An 18,642-nucleotide genomic window follows, 5' to 3' on the forward strand; every position below is an offset into this window, starting at 1 on the left:
GAATCTACGGCTCCGTGGGTCCGCTCCGACCGGAAACCGCCACGATGGCTGGTGACCGCCGCCTCAGAGGCCGGGGTGATCTAGCCGGAGTCCTCTTCGCCGCCTTCGTCGGTGTCCACGGCTTCTCCTTCGAGGTACGGGAGGCCGAGTTCCTCGTCGGTCTCATCGGGCACTCCTTGCGAGCTGCCACCCTCGCCGCCCGCCGGAGCGCCGCCCTCGCCTTCGCTGCCGGGCAGCGGCTGACCGGCCTGCACCCAGGTCAGCACATCCCCGGCCCCGTTGTTGAAGACCACGCTGTTCGGCGCCTCCCCGACGACGTCGAAGTAGATCTGGCCCTTTCTCGTATCGCCCTGCAGCAGAGGGAATGTGCTGAGATTCGAGACGTCGGACCGCACGGGATAGCTGGCACCGCTCGCCGAGCGGGCGGTGAAGGACGGCACCGCCGGGATGACCGTGCCCTGCAGTGCCTTGGCCATCACCGTGGCCTCGTAGAGCTGGCCGCCGACCGGGGGTGCGATGGGGGCCGAGCTCGGCACGATCCTGCTCACCGTGTACGCGACTTGAGTGCCGTTCTGATTCGCTGTCGCCTCGCTTCCCGCCACCTGGATGCTCTCTGCCGCCGCCGGCGACGCGGTGCCGATGCCGAACATCACTGCGCCGGCAGCGACGACTCCGGCGAATTTCGTAGTGTCCACGCTCAAACTCCCTTGCCGTTGTGTTTGGTAGACGGCGTTACCCCAAGATCACGCATTGAAACTCCGTCTCCGCGCGACGGGTAGCCGACTACCCCACCGGTCAAGATCACCCCCACCGCGGCGGCCGAGGCGACAGACTGAGCCGATGACAGTCCTGTTCACGGAGTTCCTGGGCGGCCGGGTGTTCGAGGTCGACGCGGACACCCTCGATCCGGGGACGCTGACGGAGTTCGGCGGCGCCGCGCTGTCCGGTCCGTCGGGGGCCGCGCGGGACGGCGCGGGCACCGTCGCGGTCGCCGAGTTGACCGCGGACAGCGTCGCCGCAGCGGACTTCGGCGGCGGGTGGACCCACTTCGGGTCGTCCGGCAGCGGGGCCGGTGAGTTCCGACGACCTGTGGCGACGGCGTACAGCGGTGGGCGGATCGTGGTCCTCGACGGCGGCAACTCCCGGCTGGTGTTCATCGATGACATCGGCGGCGGTGGCTGGACGACCTACGGGCATCTCGGTGCGCCCACCGCCGCGGATCCGGCGGAAGGGGCGTACGCCGATCCCCGCGGACTGGCGGTCGACACGAGCGACCGCATCTGGGTCACCGACCCCGGCGCCCGCCGGCTCACCCGCATCGACGGCGATCTCGGCGGGTGGACGCAGATCCCGCTGCCGGGCGGCGCGAAACCCACTGTGCCGTACGGCGTCTGCGCCTATCTGAACGGCGCCGCGGTCATCGACGTCGGCAACCGCCGGCTGCTCATCGTCAACGACGCCGGGACGCGGGCGGTGGCACTCGACGGTTCGGCGTGGCCGGCCCCCACCTTCGTCACGGCGGCCGGTGACAACCTGGTGGTCGCCGATCTGCGGGCCAACGAGCTGCGGCTGCTGCAACCGGCAGGCGACGACTTCGACGAGGTGGCACGGCTACGTGGCAGTCCACCCGATGTGATTGTGCCGCTGTTCGACTCGATAGGAGGGCTCGGATCGTGAGCGACTCGATACGAATCCTCACCTACAACGTCCAGATGCGCTCGGCGCTGATGGAGATGGGCTTCCCGCCGTCGATCCCGCCGGTTTACACCGCGCCGCAGCGCGCCGCGCTCATCGCGAAGGCGATCTTGAACAACCCGGAGGAGATCGACGTCGTCTGCCTCAACGAGGTCTTCGACGAGCCCGCCCGCGACGTGCTCAGCGCAAAGTTGCGCGCGAAGTTCCCCTACCAGGTGGCCAAGGCCGACACGTTTCACACCCGCATCGTCAGACCGGGATTCGCCGGCGATCTGGAGGAGGCGGTGTGGGAGATCACCATGGGCCCGCTGGCGGATCTCGCCGGCCTGGCTGCGCTGAAGTTCGAGGACAGCGGCCTCTTCCTGGCGAGCCGCTACCCGTTCGCGACGGTGCCCGCGCCGCCCGGTGCCGCCGACCTGCTCGACCCGGCGTTCGCCGGCAAGGTCCCCGTGGTGCGTTTCCTGATGTATGCCGCGGCATCCGACAACGACAAGTTCGCCGCCAAGGGTGTGCTCTACGCGCGGCTGAAACCGCCCGGCACCGACGAGCGGCACGTCTTCATCAGCCACACCCAGGCCGACACCGACAAAATCGGCGAGAACACCGGCGACCGCCGCAAGCAGATGCAGGACGTGGCGAAGTTCATCTCGCGATGCGTCGGGGAATCGCCGCCGTTCAGCAAGGAGGTGTTCTTCCTCGGCGACCTGAACGTCGTCGGCCATCGCGACCAGGATGGCGCGCCGGCTCCCGGCGCGGCCGGCGACGAGTGGAGGTCCCTGTTCGGCAAGCCCGGTGCGCCGCTGCACGACCAGCTCGTCGACCGGTGGGGCCGCGACCAGTGCCCGGGCGGTGGAAGTGGGCGCACCGACCGGGGGTTCACCGCCGACGCCGTGTACCCGCCGTACCGACAGCGACTGGACTATGTGTTCACCTCGGCGACAAGCCGATTGGCCGCGCAGCACCTGCGCATCGACCGGGAGTTGGCCGATCCCCACGGGCTCGTTCCGTACCTCAGCGACCACCATCCGCTGCGCGCAGACTTTCACGAGGCCAAGCCGTTCCGGACACCGGCGACCGCGGTCGACGTGCCGAGCCAGGTGGACTACACCGGCAGCGGGACCCTGCAGCAGGGTTCCGTGCAGTGGTTCCGCGTGGACGTGCCGGGCACCTACGACATCAGGCTGGAGGTGCACCGCACCCAGATGGGGTTCGCAATCTACCTCGGCGACGACTTCTCGACGCCGCAGCCGCCGTACCGCAACCCGAGCGACCCGGAACTCGGTGAGCGGTTCGTGCTGATGGCGCCGTTCTTCATCAAAGTGTTCCTCCGAAACCGGCGCAGCGAAGGGAATTTCACACTCCACATGCACCGCCACGAAGGGCGCACGTGGCGCGACGCGATCGTGCTGGTCCCCGAGAAGGCGCGCACGGAATGGTTTCCGGAGCAGCCCTTCAACATCAACACCGGCGACGCCGACTGGGACGTCAGTGAGAGCAAGTGGTTCCTGGTGGAGACGCCGCGCATCGCACTGCCGCGACCGGTCGAACTGTTCGTCGACGTCGAGTACGCGGTCGTGGACGGTGCATATCCCACCGACGTGGTGTTGACCGTGGGCCGCTGGAACGGCGTCACCCCGTCCGCCAAGCGCATCATCGACGCCGGGCCCGGCAGCCAACCGAACGTCGGGTGGGCGGCCAAGGAGAACGAACACTTCTTCGTGCTGGTGCAACGCACGACGGACCCGTCACGCAAGGTCGAGTTCAAGATCGTGTTGCGCACGCCGATCAATCTGCTCCTCACCTCGCCTGCCATCGAGACCACTCTGACCTGCCAGCAGGAGACCTCGGGCTGGGGCGCCGACGACATCGCCCTGCAGGTCCGCGCCGACGGCAAGATGATCGTCGACCTCCCCAACTCGAAGATCGGTGACTTCGAGGACGACGCGGTGCGCACCGTCGGCGACAAGTTCCCCGCGCCGATCACGCCCTATCTCGACGGGGTCGAGGTGTCGGTGATCGAAGAGGACGACATCGACGACAACGACGTCGGCACGGGCTCCATCCCACCGGTGGCCGACGCCGCGACGACCCCTGGCTTCACGGTGCTCGACGAAGGTCTCGACGGCCGCATCTCCGGTGTGGCCAGGATCAGGGTCGACGACGGGTGGTACGCCTTCGCCTGCCGGATCAGTCGCTGGCATCCGGAGGCCTGACACCCACGACGGATGCGCATCTCGTCCCGCGCCAACCACGCCGTGGCAGGGTGGCTGACATGACGCTCGGTCCCGATCGCGATGGACTCGATCCGTACGTCCGCGTCCGGGGCTCGCGGGTGCACAACCTGCGGTCGGTCGACGTGGCCGCACCACGCGACGCCTTCGTGGCCTTCACCGGCGTGTCCGGTTCCGGCAAGTCCTCGCTGGCGTTCGGCACCATCTACGCCGAGGCGCAGCGCAGGTACTTCGAGTCCGTCGCTCCGTACGCCCGGCGGCTGCTGCTGCCCGCCGGCGCTCCGAAGGTCGACGACATCACCGGCCTCCCTCCGGCGGTGGCGCTTGCGCAGCGGCGGGGTTCGTCGTCCTCGCGCTCGACGGTCGGCACGGTGACGACATTGTCGAACCTGTTGCGCATGTTGTTCTCCCGGGCCGGTACGTATCCGCCGGGGAGCACCGAACGGCTCGACTCGGACGCCTTCTCCCCCAACACCGCGGTCGGCGCGTGTCCGGAATGCCACGGCCTCGGCCGCGTTCACCGAGTCACCGAAGAAACGCTGGTGCCCGATCCGTCGCTGAGTATCCGCGAGGGCGCGGTCGCGGCGTGGCCGGGCGCATGGCAGGGGCAGAACCTGCGCGACATCCTCATCACGCTCGGCTACGACATCGACAGGCCATGGCGCAAACTGCCCAAGCGGCAACGCGATTGGATCCTGTTCACCGACGACCAGCCGACCGTCGAGATCGATCCCGGCGAGCACCCGGTGACGGCCGACTACTACTACAACGGCACCTTCTCCAGCGCCGAACGCCACGTCCGCCACACGCTGGCCAACTCGCAGAGCGCCACCATGCGCCGCCGGGTGCTGCAGTACGTCGACAGCGCCGAGTGCCCGGTCTGCCACGGCGCCGGGCTGCGCCCCGAGTCGCTCGCCGTCACCTTCGCGGGCCGCTCCATCGCCGACTACATCGCCATGCCGCTGGCCGACCTCGCCGAGGCGTTGCGGCCCACGGCCGTTCGCACTGATTTCGCACCCGCCTACGAGTCGACGGAGTCCGGCGAGCTCACCGAGGTGGCCACCATGATCGCCGCCGATCTCGTCGCCCGGATCGCGATCCTCGTGGACCTCGGGCTGGGCTACCTGAGCATGGACCGCCGCACACCGACGGTCTCGCCGGGTGAACTGCAACGTCTCAAGCTCGCCACGGAGTTGCGGTCCGGACTGTTCGGCGTGCTCTACGTTCTCGACGAACCGTCGGCGGGGCTGCACCCGGCCGACGCCGAACCGCTGCTCGAGGTGCTGGACAGGCTCCGCCGCGCGGGCAATTCGCTCTTCGTCGTCGAGCACGACATGGACGTGGTGCGCCGCGCCGACTGGATCGTCGACGTCGGACCGGGCGCGGGTGAGCACGGCGGCGAGGTGCTCTACAGCGGACCTGTGGCCGGGCTGGCCGATGTCGCCGCATCGACCACGCGCCGCTACCTGTTCGACGAAGCCGCACGCGAGACCGGGAAGCGACGGACGCCGCGGAGCACCCTGGAGCTGCGCGGCATCGACTTCCACAACCTGCACGACCTCGACGTCGACGTGCCGCTCGGCGTGTTCACCGCGGTGACGGGCGTCTCCGGATCGGGCAAGTCCACCCTGGTGTGCAAGGTCCTCGGCGACGTGGTCGCACGTCACCTCGGATCCGGCGGTGCGGCAATGCAATCCGCCGACGAGATCGACGACGCCGACCAGATGCTCGACATCGACCTCGACGCCAGCGCCGGGGTGGGTGCCGACGGCGTCGAGCTCATCGACCGGTTGATCAGCGTCGACCAGCGTCCGATCGGTCGCACGCCGCGGTCCAACCTCGCCACCTACACCGGCATGTTCGACGCCGTGCGGCGCGCGTTCGCCGAGACCGAGGAGGCCAGACGGCGCGGGTGGTCGGCGGGCCGGTTCTCGTTCAACGTCGCCGAGGGACGCTGCCCCACCTGCCAGGGCGAAGGGTTCGTCGCCGTCGAACTGCTCTTCCTGCCCGGCACCTACGCCACGTGCCCCACCTGCGACGGCGCCCGCTACTCCGACGAGACGCTCGAGGTCACCTACCGCGACCACACCATCGCCGACGTCCTCCAGATGACCGTCGACGAGGCCGGCGAGTTCCTGGCCGACCTGCCCGGCGCGGCCCGCAGCCTCGCCACGCTGCGCGATGTCGGGCTGAGCTATCTGCGGCTCGGGCAGCCGGCAACCGAACTGTCCGGCGGCGAGGCCCAGCGCATCAAGCTGGCGTCGGAACTGCAGCGGAGTCGGCGCGGCCACACGCTCTACGTGCTCGACGAACCCACCACGGGCCTGCACCCCGCCGATGTCGAGCGGCTGGAACAACAGCTGCACCAGCTGGTCGACGCGGGAAACACGGTCGTCGTCGCCGAACACGACATGAACGTCGTCGCGGGCGCCGACTGGGTGATCGACCTCGGCCCCGGCGCCGGAGACGACGGTGGCCGCGTGGTCGCCGCGGGCACCCCGGATGCGGTGGCCGCTTCCCGACGGAGCAGGACGGCGCCGTACCTGGCCACCCGACTCTGACTCGATCCACGCGCGTCACTTCCGTCACTGCCGCCCCACACTCGGTAGCCTGAGCGGATGAGGCTCGCCCCGGCCATCGCAGCCGTCCTGGCCATCGGTGCGCTCGTCACGGGCTGCCAGAGCGCCCCCGAGGCGCCTCCGCGGATCAAGCCCATCTCGCCGACCGAGCCGACGTTCCCCACACCGAGGCCCAGTCGGACCCCGGCCGCGAAGCCGCCGACGTCCACGCCACCGGCGCCGCCGCCGGCCCAGGAACTGCCCGCCGAGAACGGCTACGTGTTCATCCAGACGAAGTCCGGCAAGACCCGCTGCCAGCTCGACACCGGCGAGGTCGGCTGCGAAGCGCCGTTCACCGACGCCCCGGCGGTCGACGGCGCCCCCGCCAACGGTGTCCGTGTCAGCGCGGGCGGCGGCATCGAATGGGTGGTCGGCAACCTCGGCGACATCCCCGCCGTCACGCTCGACTACCGCAGCTACCGGGCCGTCGGCTGGACGATCGAGGCCACCCCTGACGGCACCCGCTTCACCAACGACGGCACCCGGCACGGCATGTTCGTCGCCGTCGAACGGGTCGACACTTTCTGACGTTCTTCATCACACCTGTTTTGCCGCGACGCCTCCGGGCAACTCACCGACGTGCATCCCCTCGAAGCCAGCATCGGTAGAGCCGCATGACCACAGACGACCGGCCACCGCCGCAGGTGTTCGTGCTGTTCGGCGCGACGGGCGACCTCGCCAAGCGCAAACTCTTCCCCGGCCTGTACAAGTTGGCCGCGGCGTCGCGGCTGCCCGCCGACTATGCGGTGATCGGGTCCGGGCGCCATTCGCCCGGCAGTGACGAGGAATTTCGGGACACCGTCGGCGATGGCCTGCGCGAGAGTGTCGAGGACGTCGATGACGATGTGTTGTCGGAGTTGTTGCAGCGCATCAGTTTCCAGACGTCGGACGCCGACGACGGCAGCGACCTGGCCGGCGCCGTCCGGCAGGCCCGCGAGAAGCTCGGCGAGGACGCCCGCATTCTGATCTACCTGTCGGTGCCGCCGACGGCGATGCGGCCGATGATCGGCATGCTCGGCCGCGAGCACCTCACCGACGACGCCCGCATCGTGGTGGAGAAGCCGTTCGGCACCGATCTGGAGTCGTCGCGCGAACTCGACGCGGCGCTCAAGGAGGTCGTCAGCGAGGAGCAGGTGTACCGCATCGACCACTTCCTGGGAAAGGAAGCGGTGCAGAACATCCTGGCGCTGCGCTTCGCCAACGGCCTGATCGAGCCGGCCTGGAACCGCGAGCACCTGGAGTCGGTGCAGATCGACGTGCCCGAGGAGCTCACCGCCGAGGGACGGGGCAGCTTCTACGAGTCGACGGGCTGCTTCCGGGACATGATCTCGACCCACCTGTGCCAGGTGCTGGGGTTCGTCGCGATGGAGCCGCCGGTGCACCTCGACGCGACGGCACTGCGGAACGAGAAGGCCAAGGTGTTCCAGGCGATGCGGCCGCTCGACCCGGAGCGCGTGGTGTTCGGCCAGTACGAGGGGTACCGCGACGAGGACGACGTCGCCGACGACTCCGACGTCGAGACCTACGTCGCCCTCGAGGCCTACGTCGACACCGAACGCTGGCAGGGGATGCCGTTCTACCTGCGCACCGGCAAGGCGATGGGCGGCACCCGCCGCACCGTCACGCTGACATTCCGCAGCCCGCCGATGGGACGCTTCGGCGACCAGACCTACGGGGCGAACCAGCTGGTGCTGGAACTCAGCGACGACGCCGCCGTCGGCGCGCACCTGATGGCCAAACGACCGGGTCCCGACCTGTCGCTGATGCCGGTGAGCCTGCACATCGACCTCGCCGAGGCCGACCCGGACGGCGACATCCCGCTCGAGGCCTACGAGCGGCTGCTGCTCGACGTGATGCGCGGCGACCAGACGCTGTTCACCCGCGCCGACGAGGTGGACCGGCTGTGGCAGGTGTGCCAACCGGTACTCGACGCACGACCGCCGGTTCGCCCCTACGCCAAGGGAAGCTGGGGACCCGACGAGGCGCTGGCCCTGCCGGGTGACTCCGGCTGGCGGCTGCCGGATGAGTGAGGACGTCCTCGCGATCGCGGAGCACGGCCTGATCGGCGACCTGCGCACCTGCGCACTGGTCGGCACCGACGGCACCATCGACTGGTTCTGCGCGCCGCGATTCGACTCGCCGAGTGTGTTCGGGTCGATCATCGACCGGGAGAAGGGCGGCGCGTGGCACCTGCGGCCGACCACCGAGGTGACCCGTACCCAGCAGTTCTACTACCCCGACACCGCCGTGCTGATCACCCGGTTCCTGACCGGCGACGGTGTGGCCGAGGTGCACGACTTCATGCCGGTGCTGGCCCGCGGAGACCTCACGCATCGCCAGCGACTCGTCCGGCGGGTCACCGGCGTGCGCGGCCGGTTACGCCTCCGGATGGAACTCGACGCCCGGCCGGACTACGCCCGCGAGTCGTGCGGTGCCGAACGCAGTGGCGACGGCGTGCTCATCACCGGTGACGGTGTCCGCCTCGGCCTGGTCGCGTCGACCGACCTGCACATCGACCACAGCGCCGAAAACAGCGTCGTCACCGCCGAATTCGAGGTCGGTACCGGCGACACCGCACACTTCGTGCTGGAATTGCTCGGCGACGACGAGGAGGTCGACGCCGGGTCGATCGAGCAGACCGACGCCCTGTTCGACGCCACCACGTCGTTCTGGCGCGGGTGGCTGTCCCAGTCCACCTACACCGGGCGGTGGCGCGAGACCGTGCACCGCTCGGCGATCACCCTCAAACTACTCACCCACGAGCCGAGCGGGGCGATCGTCGCCGCCCCGACCACCAGCCTGCCCGCCCCGATCGGCGGCAACCGCAACTGGGACTACCGCTACGTCTGGATACGCGATGCCGGGTTCAGCGTGTACGCACTGCTGCGGCTCGGATTCCTGGAGGAGGCAAGGGAATTCATCCGCTGGCTGTCCGAACGGATGGGCAGACACCACGAGACCGGCGGTGCCGACGACCAGCGCCTCGGACCGCTGCGCGTGCTCTACGACATCGACGGAAACCTGCCCGAGGAAGTCGAGCTCGACCACCTGTCGGGGTACCGCGGCTCCTCGCCGGTGCGGGTCGGCAACGCCGCCGCCGACCAGCTACAGCTCGACATCTACGGCGAGATCATCGACTCGGTGTACCTGTTCAACAAACACGGTCCGGGCATCAGCCATGACGGGTGGACCGACGTCTCGGGCATCGTCGACTGGGTCGCCGAGAACTGGGATCAACCCGACGCGGGCATGTGGGAGGTCCGCGACGAATACCGGCCCTACACGGTGTCGCGGCTGATGTGCTGGGTGGCGATCGAACGCGCCATCCGCATCGCCCGGGCGCGTGGGCTGCCAGGCGATCTGGTGGCCTGGTCGAAGGCCAGGGACGACATCTACGAACGCATCATGACGAAGTCGTGGAACGCCGACCTGCAGGCGTTCACCCGCGTCGAAGGCGATGCCACCCTCGACGCAGGGGTTCTCCTGATGCCGATGCTGAAGTTCCTGTCGCCGGCGGACCCGCGCTTCCTGTCGACGCTGGACGCCGTCGAGGAGCACCTCGTCAACGACAGTCTGGTGTTCCGCTACGAACCCGGCGCCGACGGCCTCGACGGCGAAGACGGCACCTTCTCGATCTGCTCGTTCTGGTACGTCGAGGCGCTCACCCGCGCGGGCCGGCTGGAGGCCGCCCAGCTGGCGCTGGAGAAGATGTTCACCTACGCCAACCACGTCGGGCTCTACGCTGAACAGGTCAGCGAGACCGGCGACCAGGTCGGCAACTTCCCGCAGGCGTTCACCCATCTGGCCCTGATCAGCGCCGCCATCAACCTCGACCGCGCTTTGGACGGAGAATGACACCATGACCGCTGCACAGCGCGAACGCGCCGCCCTCGTCGAGACCATGCGGGCCACCGCGCCCGGCGACGCCACCCTCTGCGAGGGCTGGGACACCCGCGACCTCGCCGCACACCTGGTGATCCGGGAGTACCGGCTCGACGCCGCGCCAGGCATCGCGATCCCCTACTTCGCCGGCCGGACCGACAGGATCCAGGAGGAGGTGGCGCACTCCACCGACTGGGACACACTGCTCGACAAGATCGCGTCGGGTCCGCCGGTCTGGTCGCCGTTCAAGCTGCTCGACCCGGTGGCCAACCTCGCCGAGATGTTCATCCACCACGAGGACGTCCGGCGGGCGCACCCCGGCTGGGAGCCGCGCGACCTCGACGCCGACGCGGTCAGGGGACTGACCCGCACGCTGTCACTCTTCGCGCGCCTGACCCTGGCCAAGGCGCCCACCCGCACCGCGCTGCGCACGCCGGACGGCAAGACGCTGGTGACCGCGGGCAAGGGTGCGGCGGTCACGGTGACGGGCCGGCCGGAGGAGCTGCTGCTGTTCGCGGCGGGCCGGGAGGCGCGCGTCGACCTCGACGGCGATCCGCAGGCGGTGCAGGCGCTGCGCGACGCGCCCAAGGGTCTGTAGGTTCGACCGACGTGGACCTCGCCGACTTCCGTGTCTTCGTCGAACCCCAGCAGGGGGCGACCTACGCCGACCAACTCGCAGTCGCCCGCACCGCCGAACAGCTGGGCTACTCGGCCTTCTTCCGCTCCGACCACTACGTCGCGATGAGCGGAGACGGCCTGCCCGGGCCGACCGACTCGTGGGTGACGCTCGCCGGGATCGCGCGGGAGACGACCTCGATCCGGCTGGGCACGATGGTCACCTCCGCCACCTTCCGCCACCCCGGCCCGCTCGCGATCTCCGTCGCCCAGGTCGACGAGATGAGCGGCGGGCGAATCGAACTGGGGCTCGGCGCCGGCTGGTTCGAGGCCGAGCACCGCGCCTACGCCATCCCGTTCCCGCCGCTGGGCGAGCGCTTCGACCGGCTCACCGAGCAACTCGAGGTGATCACCGGACTGTGGGCGACGCCGTCTGGCCAGACATTCGACTACGCGGGCGAGCACTACACCGTCGCGGATTCGCCTGCTCTGCCCAAGCCGGTGCAGTCGCCGCGGCCGCCGATCATCATCGGGGGCGGCGGACCGAAGCGGACCCCGGCGCTCACCGCCCGGTTCGCCGACGAGTTCAACATCCCGTTCGTGCCGCTGGACACGCTCAAGACCCAGTACGGCCGAGTCGCCACGGCGCTCGCCGAGGCGGGCAGGCCGGAAGACTCGCTGACCTACTCGGCGGCATTCGTGCTGTGCGCCGGTCGCGACGATGCGGAGGTCGCCCGGCGGGCGGCCGCGATCGGGCGGGAGGTCGACGAGCTGCGCGGCAATTCACCGACGGCGGGGACGCCCGCGGAGATCGTGGACAAGCTCGGCCCGTTCCTCGATGCCGGTGTGGAGCGGGTGTACCTGCAGGTGCTCGACATGTCCGATCTCGACCATCTCGCGCAGTTCGCGGCCGAGGTCGTCCCGCAGCTGAACTGACCGGACGGCCGGGCATGGATAGGATCGGTGCCCGTGACCGGCGACGACGATGACCGCGACGGGCAGGACCCTGCGGAGCCGCCGTGGCACGAGTCGACCTCCCAGCTGCTGGGGGCGAGTGCCGCCGGTCTGGCCGCCATCGCGCTCGTCGTCTGGGGCGTGACGGCGGTGTCCCGGGATGAACCCGACAACACGCCCGCCGAGTTCGTGGATTCGACGTTCTCGAGCGCGGCCCCCTCGGGTTCGACGACCTCGACCACCTCGACGATCACCACCACCCGATCGATCCAGACCACTGAGATCAACCCCGGTGACCCGGCGCTGGCGCCGCCGCCTCCGACGTCGGCACCGGAGTCCTCCAACACCCGGACCCGCGGACCCCGCACGAGGGAGAGCGAGGACGACGAACCCACCTCGACGCGCCGTCGGCCGCGCCTCAACGAGACCCGCTCCCTGTACCCGGGACCCAACTGAGGGCCTACTATCGATGCCCGTGGCGCGTGATCCGAACAACTACAGCGACGACGATCCGACGCAGTACGGCAGCCAGGCCTACGGCAGTGAGGCCTACGGCAATGAGCCGACGCAGTACGGCGACTACGGCGGTGGTTACGGCGAACCGCCCGGCGGTGGTGCGCCACCGCCGGAGGAACCGCTGCCCTGGTACCGCAAGCCGGCTGCCCTCGTCGGTCTCGGCGCGCTGGTCGCGCTGCTGATCGCGGTGATCATCTGGCTGGTGGTCCAGCTGACGTCCGACGACTCCCCGTCCGGCGAGACCACCACGACGACCACCACGACGACGTCGACCGACCAGACGTCGGCGCCGGTGGGCCCGCCGCCGACGGAGACGGTGACCGAGTCGTCGTCGGCACCGGAGACCACGACGACGGCGCCGACAACCACGACCACCACCACGGCTCCGACCACCACGACCACCACGACGACGCCCCCGACCACGACGTCGGTGGAGACCAGCACGAGCACCAGCACGGTGACGATCACCGTGCCGACGCTGGTCCCGCCGGGCGGCTGATCCGATTTCGCGCCGGCGGTCGCACCGCCGGTTCCGCGGTCAGCGGGCTCGTTCGGTCCCTACGGGCGAGAGCGCACTGAGGGCTGTGCACAGCCGTATGAGCACCGTCGTGTGCAGGCGGCCGGCGAGTAGGTGCCTTCCGGTGCGCGTCGCGTCAGCAGGTCGCCTCGGCTGACGGGACACACTCGGCCGGCGGCTCCGCCGCGGGTGCCGGTGCCGCTTCAGGCTCGGGTGCCGGCGCGGGCTCAGGCTCAGGTTCCGGCGCAGGAGCGGGCTCAGGTGCCGGCTCGGGCGCAGGCTCGGGTGCGGGTTCAGGTTCCGGCGCGGGCTCGGGCGCGGGTTCTGGTTCCGGCTGGGGCGCGGGCTCCTGGGGCGCCGGGTCCTGCGGTGCGGGCAGCGACGGGAAATCCATCGGGATCTGCGGCCACGCGATCGGCACCTGCGGCAGTGCGGGGGCCGGCGCCGGGGCGGCGGGCGCGGGCGCGGGGCGCGGAACGGCGCGCGGCGCGGGCCGGGGCGCTGCAGGCCGCGGCGCGGCGGGACGCGACGCCCCGGCGGCCACGCGCCGAGCCGCTTCGGGCGACGCGGGGCGCGCGGCGACGGGCGGACGATCCGCCACCACGGTCCGGGTCACCGGCGCGGGCGCGGGAAGCTGCGCGGCCGCGGGCATACCGGACGCCGGAGCCGGCGCGGCAGGAGCGACCGGGGCCGTCGCCGCGGCGGGGGCGGTGCCTGCGCCGCCACTGCTCGAGGTGAACACCAGACCGGCGACGGCCAGCGCGGCGAAGCATGCCGCCCCGGCGAACAGCACCGCGGGCCGTCGGTACCACGCCGCCGGCTCGGCGTCTGCGGCGTCGTAGCCGGAGTGGTCGAACAGCACGTCGGGTCGCGCCATCCCGGTGTCGAACGGTTCCCGGTACATCCCGTGTTCATCGGTGGCGTCGTCGCCGACAGGGGTCGCGGCCGACCAGGCCAGCGGGGCGACAGCCGCGGCGGCGACGGTGGCCATGCCCGTGGCGGCCGCGGCTGCGGGTGCCACCGCGGCCAGCGCCGTGACGGGCTCCTGCTCCTGAACGCGGCGGGCCACGAGCGCCGCGCCGATCGCGGCGGCCAGCTCGGGCCGCGCGATCGTCGTCACCGGCAACCGCAGTTCCTCGGAAAGCCGTTGCGTGACAAGCGGAATGCGGGCGCCGCCGCCGACCGTGGCGACGGCGGCCAGTGCGGCGGGTGCCACCCGGTTGCGGTGCAGCAGGTCGAACACGGCGGCCAGCATCTGGTCGACGGGCTCCTGCATCAGCGCCTCGACCTCGGCGCGGGTCAGCCGCAGCGCCGAGTGCGGACCGGTCAATCCCGTCGCGGTGTCGAAGGACAGCCGCTCCTTGGCCATCCGGCACTCGTCACGCAATGCGGACAGCGACGCGACCGCCGACGTGCCGGACTCCTCGGCGTCGAGGTCGGCGAGCACGTGCGTCAGCACCGCCCGGTCGATCACCTCACCGCTGAACTCGTCGCAGCGGACGCTGCTGCCGACGGGCGCGAAGCCCGCGCCGGCATCGGCCAGTGTCAGCGTCGTGCCGGTGGCGCCGACGTCGCACAGCAGCACCAGGCCGCGGGCGGGCAGGCCGGGACGCGACTGCAGCGCCGTCAGCGCAGCGACGGCGTCGGACACCACGACGGCGTGCGGCATCCGGGCCCGTACGGCGTCCACCGCGGCGGCCGGCCAGTACGCGGGCAGCGCCAGGCCCGTGACGTCGGCCCGGCCGGCGGAGCGGGCGAGCGCCGTCACCGCCGTCACGGTCAGGTCCTCGCCGCGATGGGCGGAACCGTCGGCGGCGACGATGGGAACGGGGTCGCCGACGCGTTCCACGAAGGCCGACAACACCAGGCCCCGTTCGCCGAGCGCGGGGTTCTCAGCTGGCAGGCCCACCTCGGGCGGCCGGTGCCCGAACAAGGTGAGCACCGACCGGCGGACGACGGGGCGGTCGGCGGGCCCGGCCAGCGGCACGGCGACCAGGTTCGTGACGCCGACTGACAATCCCAGCAAGCTGCGCATACCTGTATGTCGCCGCGGGACCGCGTTTCGTTATGCGGGTCGGGCGACCGATTTCACCGGCTCAGCGGCCGCGGGCGGCGAACTCCGCGACCATGGCCTCCGCGCTGCGCACGGCGGCCCGGCAGGCCCTGGTGGTGAACGGGTCGTTGAGGGGGTGATCGGCGCGGCGGCGCCACCGCTGGGCGGCGGCGAAGGCGGCCCTCGGTCCGTCGTAGGGGGCGTCGGGTTGCAGGCCCAGCCTGCTGGCGGCGTCGGTGCCCGACCCGCCGATGATGCGTCGCAGCGAAACGATCTCGTCCTCGTTCAACGTGGTTGGCCGCGAACGCAGTTGGCTGAGCAGCCGGAGTTCCTCGAAGGCGTGGGTGTCGGCCAGCAGCGGATCGATGTCGGCGACGATGTAGGGCGTCGCGTAGATCGGATGGTGCTCGACGAAGCGTCGCAGTGAGATCAGCGCGGTGTGCGCCTTGAGCAGGTCGGACCGCTGGGCGAACTGCTGGTCGATGACGTCACGCAGGGCGACCAGTCCGCTGCGCTCGAGCAGCTCGTCGGCCAGCGCCACCGAGTCGGTGACACCGGCCCGCAGCACAGCGATCGAGATCCGCACCCCGAACATCCCGAACCGGTCCAGCAACGCCGCGCGGGTGGCGGCGTCCACCGGCAGCGAGGAGTCCTCGCGCACGAAACGGTCCACCGACAGCATCGCCTTGGCCAGCTCGGCCGCGTCGACACCGGCCAGCTTCTCCAGCGCCACGAACTCGCTCTGCCGCAGGGTTCGCGCGGTCAGCGCGAGCAGGCCCGACACCGGCACCACGGCCTGGCAGATGCCCGTCTTGTCCATCTCGGTGGTGAACCGCTTGGCGACGTCCTTGGCTGACATCATCGCGTCGATGCGGCCCGCACCGATCTCGTCGGCCCGAGACGCCACGCCGATGACGCCGAGTGCGCCCGACGAACCGCCGACCAGCTCGCCGATCTGCTTGAGCAGCGCGATGTCGGCGGCATTGAGGGTGCGCAGCAGGAAGACCACGGCGTCGACCCGCGGCACGCCGTCGTCGGGCACCAGCAGCCGCAGCGTGCGCTGCGAGACGTCCCGCGACAGCGACGACGTGCCGGGGGTGTCGATGATCGTGGTGTCGATCAGTTCGGCGGCGGGCCACTCGACGTCGAGGTCCACCACGTCCTCGGGATCGAGCCGGGCGAAGTCGAACGTCAGGCCACGATGGTCGGGGGAGCCCTGCGCGCCGCGCCCGATCGGCACGTTCGATCGGCGGCCGCCGCGGTGGTTCGCGGTCACCTTGGGAGTGGGCCCGTGCCGGAACCAGGTGACGATCCGGGTGGCCTCGGTGGCGTCGGTGGGCGCGATGTCCTCCCCCACCAGCGCATTGACCAGCGTCGACTTGCCCGCCTTCAACGTCCCGGCCAAGGCGATGCGGATCGGCTGGTTGAGTCTGCGGCCGATCCGGTCGAGCTCGTTGTGCACGTCGGGACGGTCGCGGTACGCCGGATCGGCCCGGTAGGCACTGATGGTGCCGCCCAGGATCGCCCGCACCTGATCGCTCGTGCTCATGTCGGCTGTCCAGCTTAGGCACCCGCCCGGCGCGCAGTGCAGGCACGCGGTCGACGCGGTGCCGGGGCTAGGTGTTGCTGGGCGCGCCGACCGGCTCGCCGACGGCGCCGAGCTTCTCGCAGTGGTCGATCACCTGGCGCAGGATGTTGCGCTGACGCTCGAGTTCCTTGACGCGGGCGTTGCGCTCGTTCTCCTCGAGCTTGGCAGCGGCGAGGGTGGCCTGCAGCGACTCGTTGAGCGAACGGGTGGTCTGGTTGGCGATGTCGCGGTAGTGGTCGCGAAGCTGGCGCTGGATGCCCTTGAGCCGGTCCCGGGACTCCTTGGACACGACGAACGCGACGTCGTCGACGAACTTGCGCATGTTCGTCTTGGCCTCGTTGCGCACCCGCATCATCCGGTTCTCCATGTCCTCCTTGTAGGCCTTGCGGCCGAGGATGAAGCCGGCACCCAGCGACAGCGGGTTGAACATCCCGAGCCCGGCGAACGAGGTGAGCATGCCGAACATCAGCACGCCGCCGTAGGAACCGCGCATGCCGGTGACGATCTTGTGCCCGGTCTTGATCGGCTTGGCCTCCAGCCGCGCCAGCGACTTGAACTCGCCGAACCCGGCGCCCATGTCGCGGGCGTCGATGGCGGGCATCTGCACCGCGTCCAGTCCGGCCTCCATGAACGTGCGGGCCACCTCGGCGGCCAGCGCCTCGGCCCGCTGGTAGGCCCAGACGAAGTTGTCGCCGACGGCGGTCGCGACGGAGTTCTCGAGTTCGGCGCCGATCTCGGCCCACTGCAGGGTCGGGTCGCAGGAGTCGATCACCTTCTCGGTGTGCGCCACGATGTTGCGGAACCGGTGCCGCAGATCGTGGTCGATGTCGCCGGTGAGGTCGGTGATGCCGTCGTTGAGCACCTGCTGCCACAGGGCGGTCTGCTGCAACGCGTCCTGGGCCTCCTGCTTGCGCCGTTCCAGCTCCTCGGTCAGCCTGCCGTGGGCCTGCGGATCGTTGAACGCCGACAGCTCGGAGTCCACGGCCATCGCCAGATGCTCGGCGGCGGCCCGAATTTCGTCCACGACGTGGTCGCGCACCCGGTCGTTCTCGCGGCTGAGCACCCGGTCGGACAGGAACTTGACGATCGCCGGGAAGTTCGACTCCTCGTTGAGCTCCTTGTCGTTGAGCTGGATGGCGTGACTGCGCAACTGCGCCGACGCGGGGATCATCGGCGTGGAGATGCCCGCGCGCCGCAGGTGCACGGAGTTGGCGTCGACGATCTGCCGCCAGTGCGGGTAGAGGTCGGTCTTGGACGCGACGATGACGGCGACGGGGCAGATCTCGACGGCCTGCCGGATGAACGTCATCTCGGGTTCGGTGAACTCCTGGCTGGTGTCGCTGACCATCAGCATCGCGTCGGCGTCGGGCAGCAAGCCCAGCGTCGCGGACAGGTGCGGCTGGCCGTGCCCGCCGACCCCCGGGGTGTCGACGAAGGCCAAGCCGCCCTTGAGAAGTGGGCTGGGAGCGGTCACCTCGACGCGCAGCACCTCGCGGCCGCCGGCCTGCGGCGCCCGGCGCAGGTCGTTGCGCAGGTCCGCAGGCGGGATCTCGACCAGGTCGGGCTCCTCGCCGTCCGGATTGGCGACCACCAGGCGGGCGGAGGCCTGCTCGCCGTAGGACACCACGGTGGCCAGCACGGTCGACTCGTCGTCACCCACCCGTGCCACCGGCATGTTGAGCAGCGAGTTGAGCAGCTGACTCTTGCCCTGCTTGAGCTGGCCCGCGATCACCACCCGGATCTGCGGATCGCTGATGCGCCCCTTGGCCCGGGCCAGCCGGTCGACCAGGTCGCCGCGCTCATAGGTCGCGGCGATCTTGCTGGTGTGGTCGATGAGCTCGACGATCACCTTGACCTTGCGCGGGTCGTTCGGTTGCGTCATGGGGCCCTTCTCCCTCGGTCGATCTCACGGTAGACGCGCGAACTGGCGGGGACCGTTGCGGTCCCCGCCAGCTGCGTCATGCGGTCATGTC

General features: G+C 70.4%; 14 protein-coding genes. 10 read left to right on the plus strand and 4 right to left on the minus strand.

All coding sequences use genetic code 11. The features are described 5' to 3' along the window. Window positions 1-80: 80 nt before the first annotated feature. Entirely contained in the window at window positions 81-695 is a 615-nt protein-coding gene (locus AB0K11_RS13265; protein ID WP_364977114.1) for a DUF1942 domain-containing protein, read from the minus strand. 145 nt (window positions 696-840) lie between these two features. Here AB0K11_RS13265 and AB0K11_RS13270 point away from each other — a divergent pair, with 145 nt between their 5' ends. From AB0K11_RS13270 to AB0K11_RS13315, 10 genes are all read left to right on the plus strand, one after another. Then, window positions 841-1,677 carry a hypothetical protein gene (locus AB0K11_RS13270; protein ID WP_364977116.1) on the plus strand — a complete coding sequence of 279 codons (837 nt, stop codon included), beginning with the start codon at window positions 841-843 and terminating at the stop codon, window positions 1,675-1,677. Continuing rightward, the gene (locus AB0K11_RS13275; RefSeq protein ID WP_364977118.1) at window positions 1,674-3,908 is read left to right on the plus strand and encodes an endonuclease/exonuclease/phosphatase family protein; all 2,235 of its coding nucleotides are present in this window, start codon (window positions 1,674-1,676) and stop codon (window positions 3,906-3,908) included. The genes AB0K11_RS13270 and AB0K11_RS13275 overlap by 4 nt, the downstream gene beginning before the upstream one ends. Before the next feature lie 59 nt (window positions 3,909-3,967). Further along, the gene (locus AB0K11_RS13280; protein WP_364977120.1) at window positions 3,968-6,487 is read left to right on the plus strand and encodes an excinuclease ABC subunit UvrA; all 2,520 of its coding nucleotides are present in this window, start codon (window positions 3,968-3,970) and stop codon (window positions 6,485-6,487) included. 57 nt (window positions 6,488-6,544) lie between these two features. Further along, the gene (locus AB0K11_RS13285) at window positions 6,545-7,072 is read left to right on the plus strand and encodes a hypothetical protein (protein WP_364977122.1); all 528 of its coding nucleotides are present in this window, start codon (window positions 6,545-6,547) and stop codon (window positions 7,070-7,072) included. Between the two features lie 86 nt (window positions 7,073-7,158). Next, complete coding sequence (gene zwf / locus AB0K11_RS13290) at window positions 7,159-8,574, plus strand: glucose-6-phosphate dehydrogenase (RefSeq protein WP_364977124.1); 1,416 nt, start codon at window positions 7,159-7,161, stop codon at window positions 8,572-8,574. Next, window positions 8,567-10,399: a glycoside hydrolase family 15 protein gene (locus AB0K11_RS13295; protein WP_364977126.1), complete on the plus strand. Its 1,833-nt coding sequence runs from the start codon at window positions 8,567-8,569 to the stop codon at window positions 10,397-10,399. Before zwf ends, AB0K11_RS13295 begins: the two co-directional genes overlap by 8 nt. Before the next feature lie 4 nt (window positions 10,400-10,403). Beyond that, window positions 10,404-11,024 carry a TIGR03085 family metal-binding protein gene (locus AB0K11_RS13300; RefSeq protein WP_364977128.1) on the plus strand — a complete coding sequence of 207 codons (621 nt, stop codon included), beginning with the start codon at window positions 10,404-10,406 and terminating at the stop codon, window positions 11,022-11,024. Window positions 11,025-11,035: 11 nt separating this feature from the next. Then, complete coding sequence (locus tag AB0K11_RS13305; RefSeq protein WP_364977130.1) at window positions 11,036-11,977, plus strand: LLM class F420-dependent oxidoreductase; 942 nt, start codon at window positions 11,036-11,038, stop codon at window positions 11,975-11,977. A gap of 33 nt (window positions 11,978-12,010) precedes the next feature. Further along, window positions 12,011-12,451, plus strand: a complete 441-nt coding sequence (locus tag AB0K11_RS13310) for a hypothetical protein (RefSeq protein ID WP_364977132.1) — start codon at window positions 12,011-12,013, stop codon at window positions 12,449-12,451. A gap of 19 nt (window positions 12,452-12,470) precedes the next feature. Further along, window positions 12,471-13,010: a hypothetical protein gene (locus AB0K11_RS13315; protein ID WP_364977134.1), complete on the plus strand. Its 540-nt coding sequence runs from the start codon at window positions 12,471-12,473 to the stop codon at window positions 13,008-13,010. 154 nt (window positions 13,011-13,164) lie between these two features. Here the strand turns inward: AB0K11_RS13315 and AB0K11_RS13320 are convergent, their stop codons facing one another. The 3 genes from AB0K11_RS13320 to iniA form a co-directional block, all read right to left on the minus strand. Continuing rightward, window positions 13,165-15,063: an Hsp70 family protein gene (locus AB0K11_RS13320; RefSeq protein WP_364977136.1), complete on the minus strand. Its 1,899-nt coding sequence runs from the start codon at window positions 15,061-15,063 to the stop codon at window positions 13,165-13,167. 61 nt (window positions 15,064-15,124) lie between these two features. Further along, window positions 15,125-16,630, minus strand: a complete 1,506-nt coding sequence (locus AB0K11_RS13325; protein WP_364977138.1) for a dynamin-like GTPase family protein — start codon at window positions 16,628-16,630, stop codon at window positions 15,125-15,127. 67 nt (window positions 16,631-16,697) lie between these two features. Then, a complete protein-coding gene (gene iniA / locus AB0K11_RS13330) occupies window positions 16,698-18,551 on the minus strand; it encodes an isoniazid-induced dynamin-like GTPase IniA (protein ID WP_364977140.1) in 1,854 nt (617 codons plus the stop codon). Window positions 18,552-18,642: the final 91 nt, after the last annotated feature.

Source organism: Mycobacterium sp. NPDC050551 (assembly GCF_040674075.1).
GTDB lineage: Bacteria > Actinomycetota > Actinomycetes > Mycobacteriales > Mycobacteriaceae > Mycobacterium.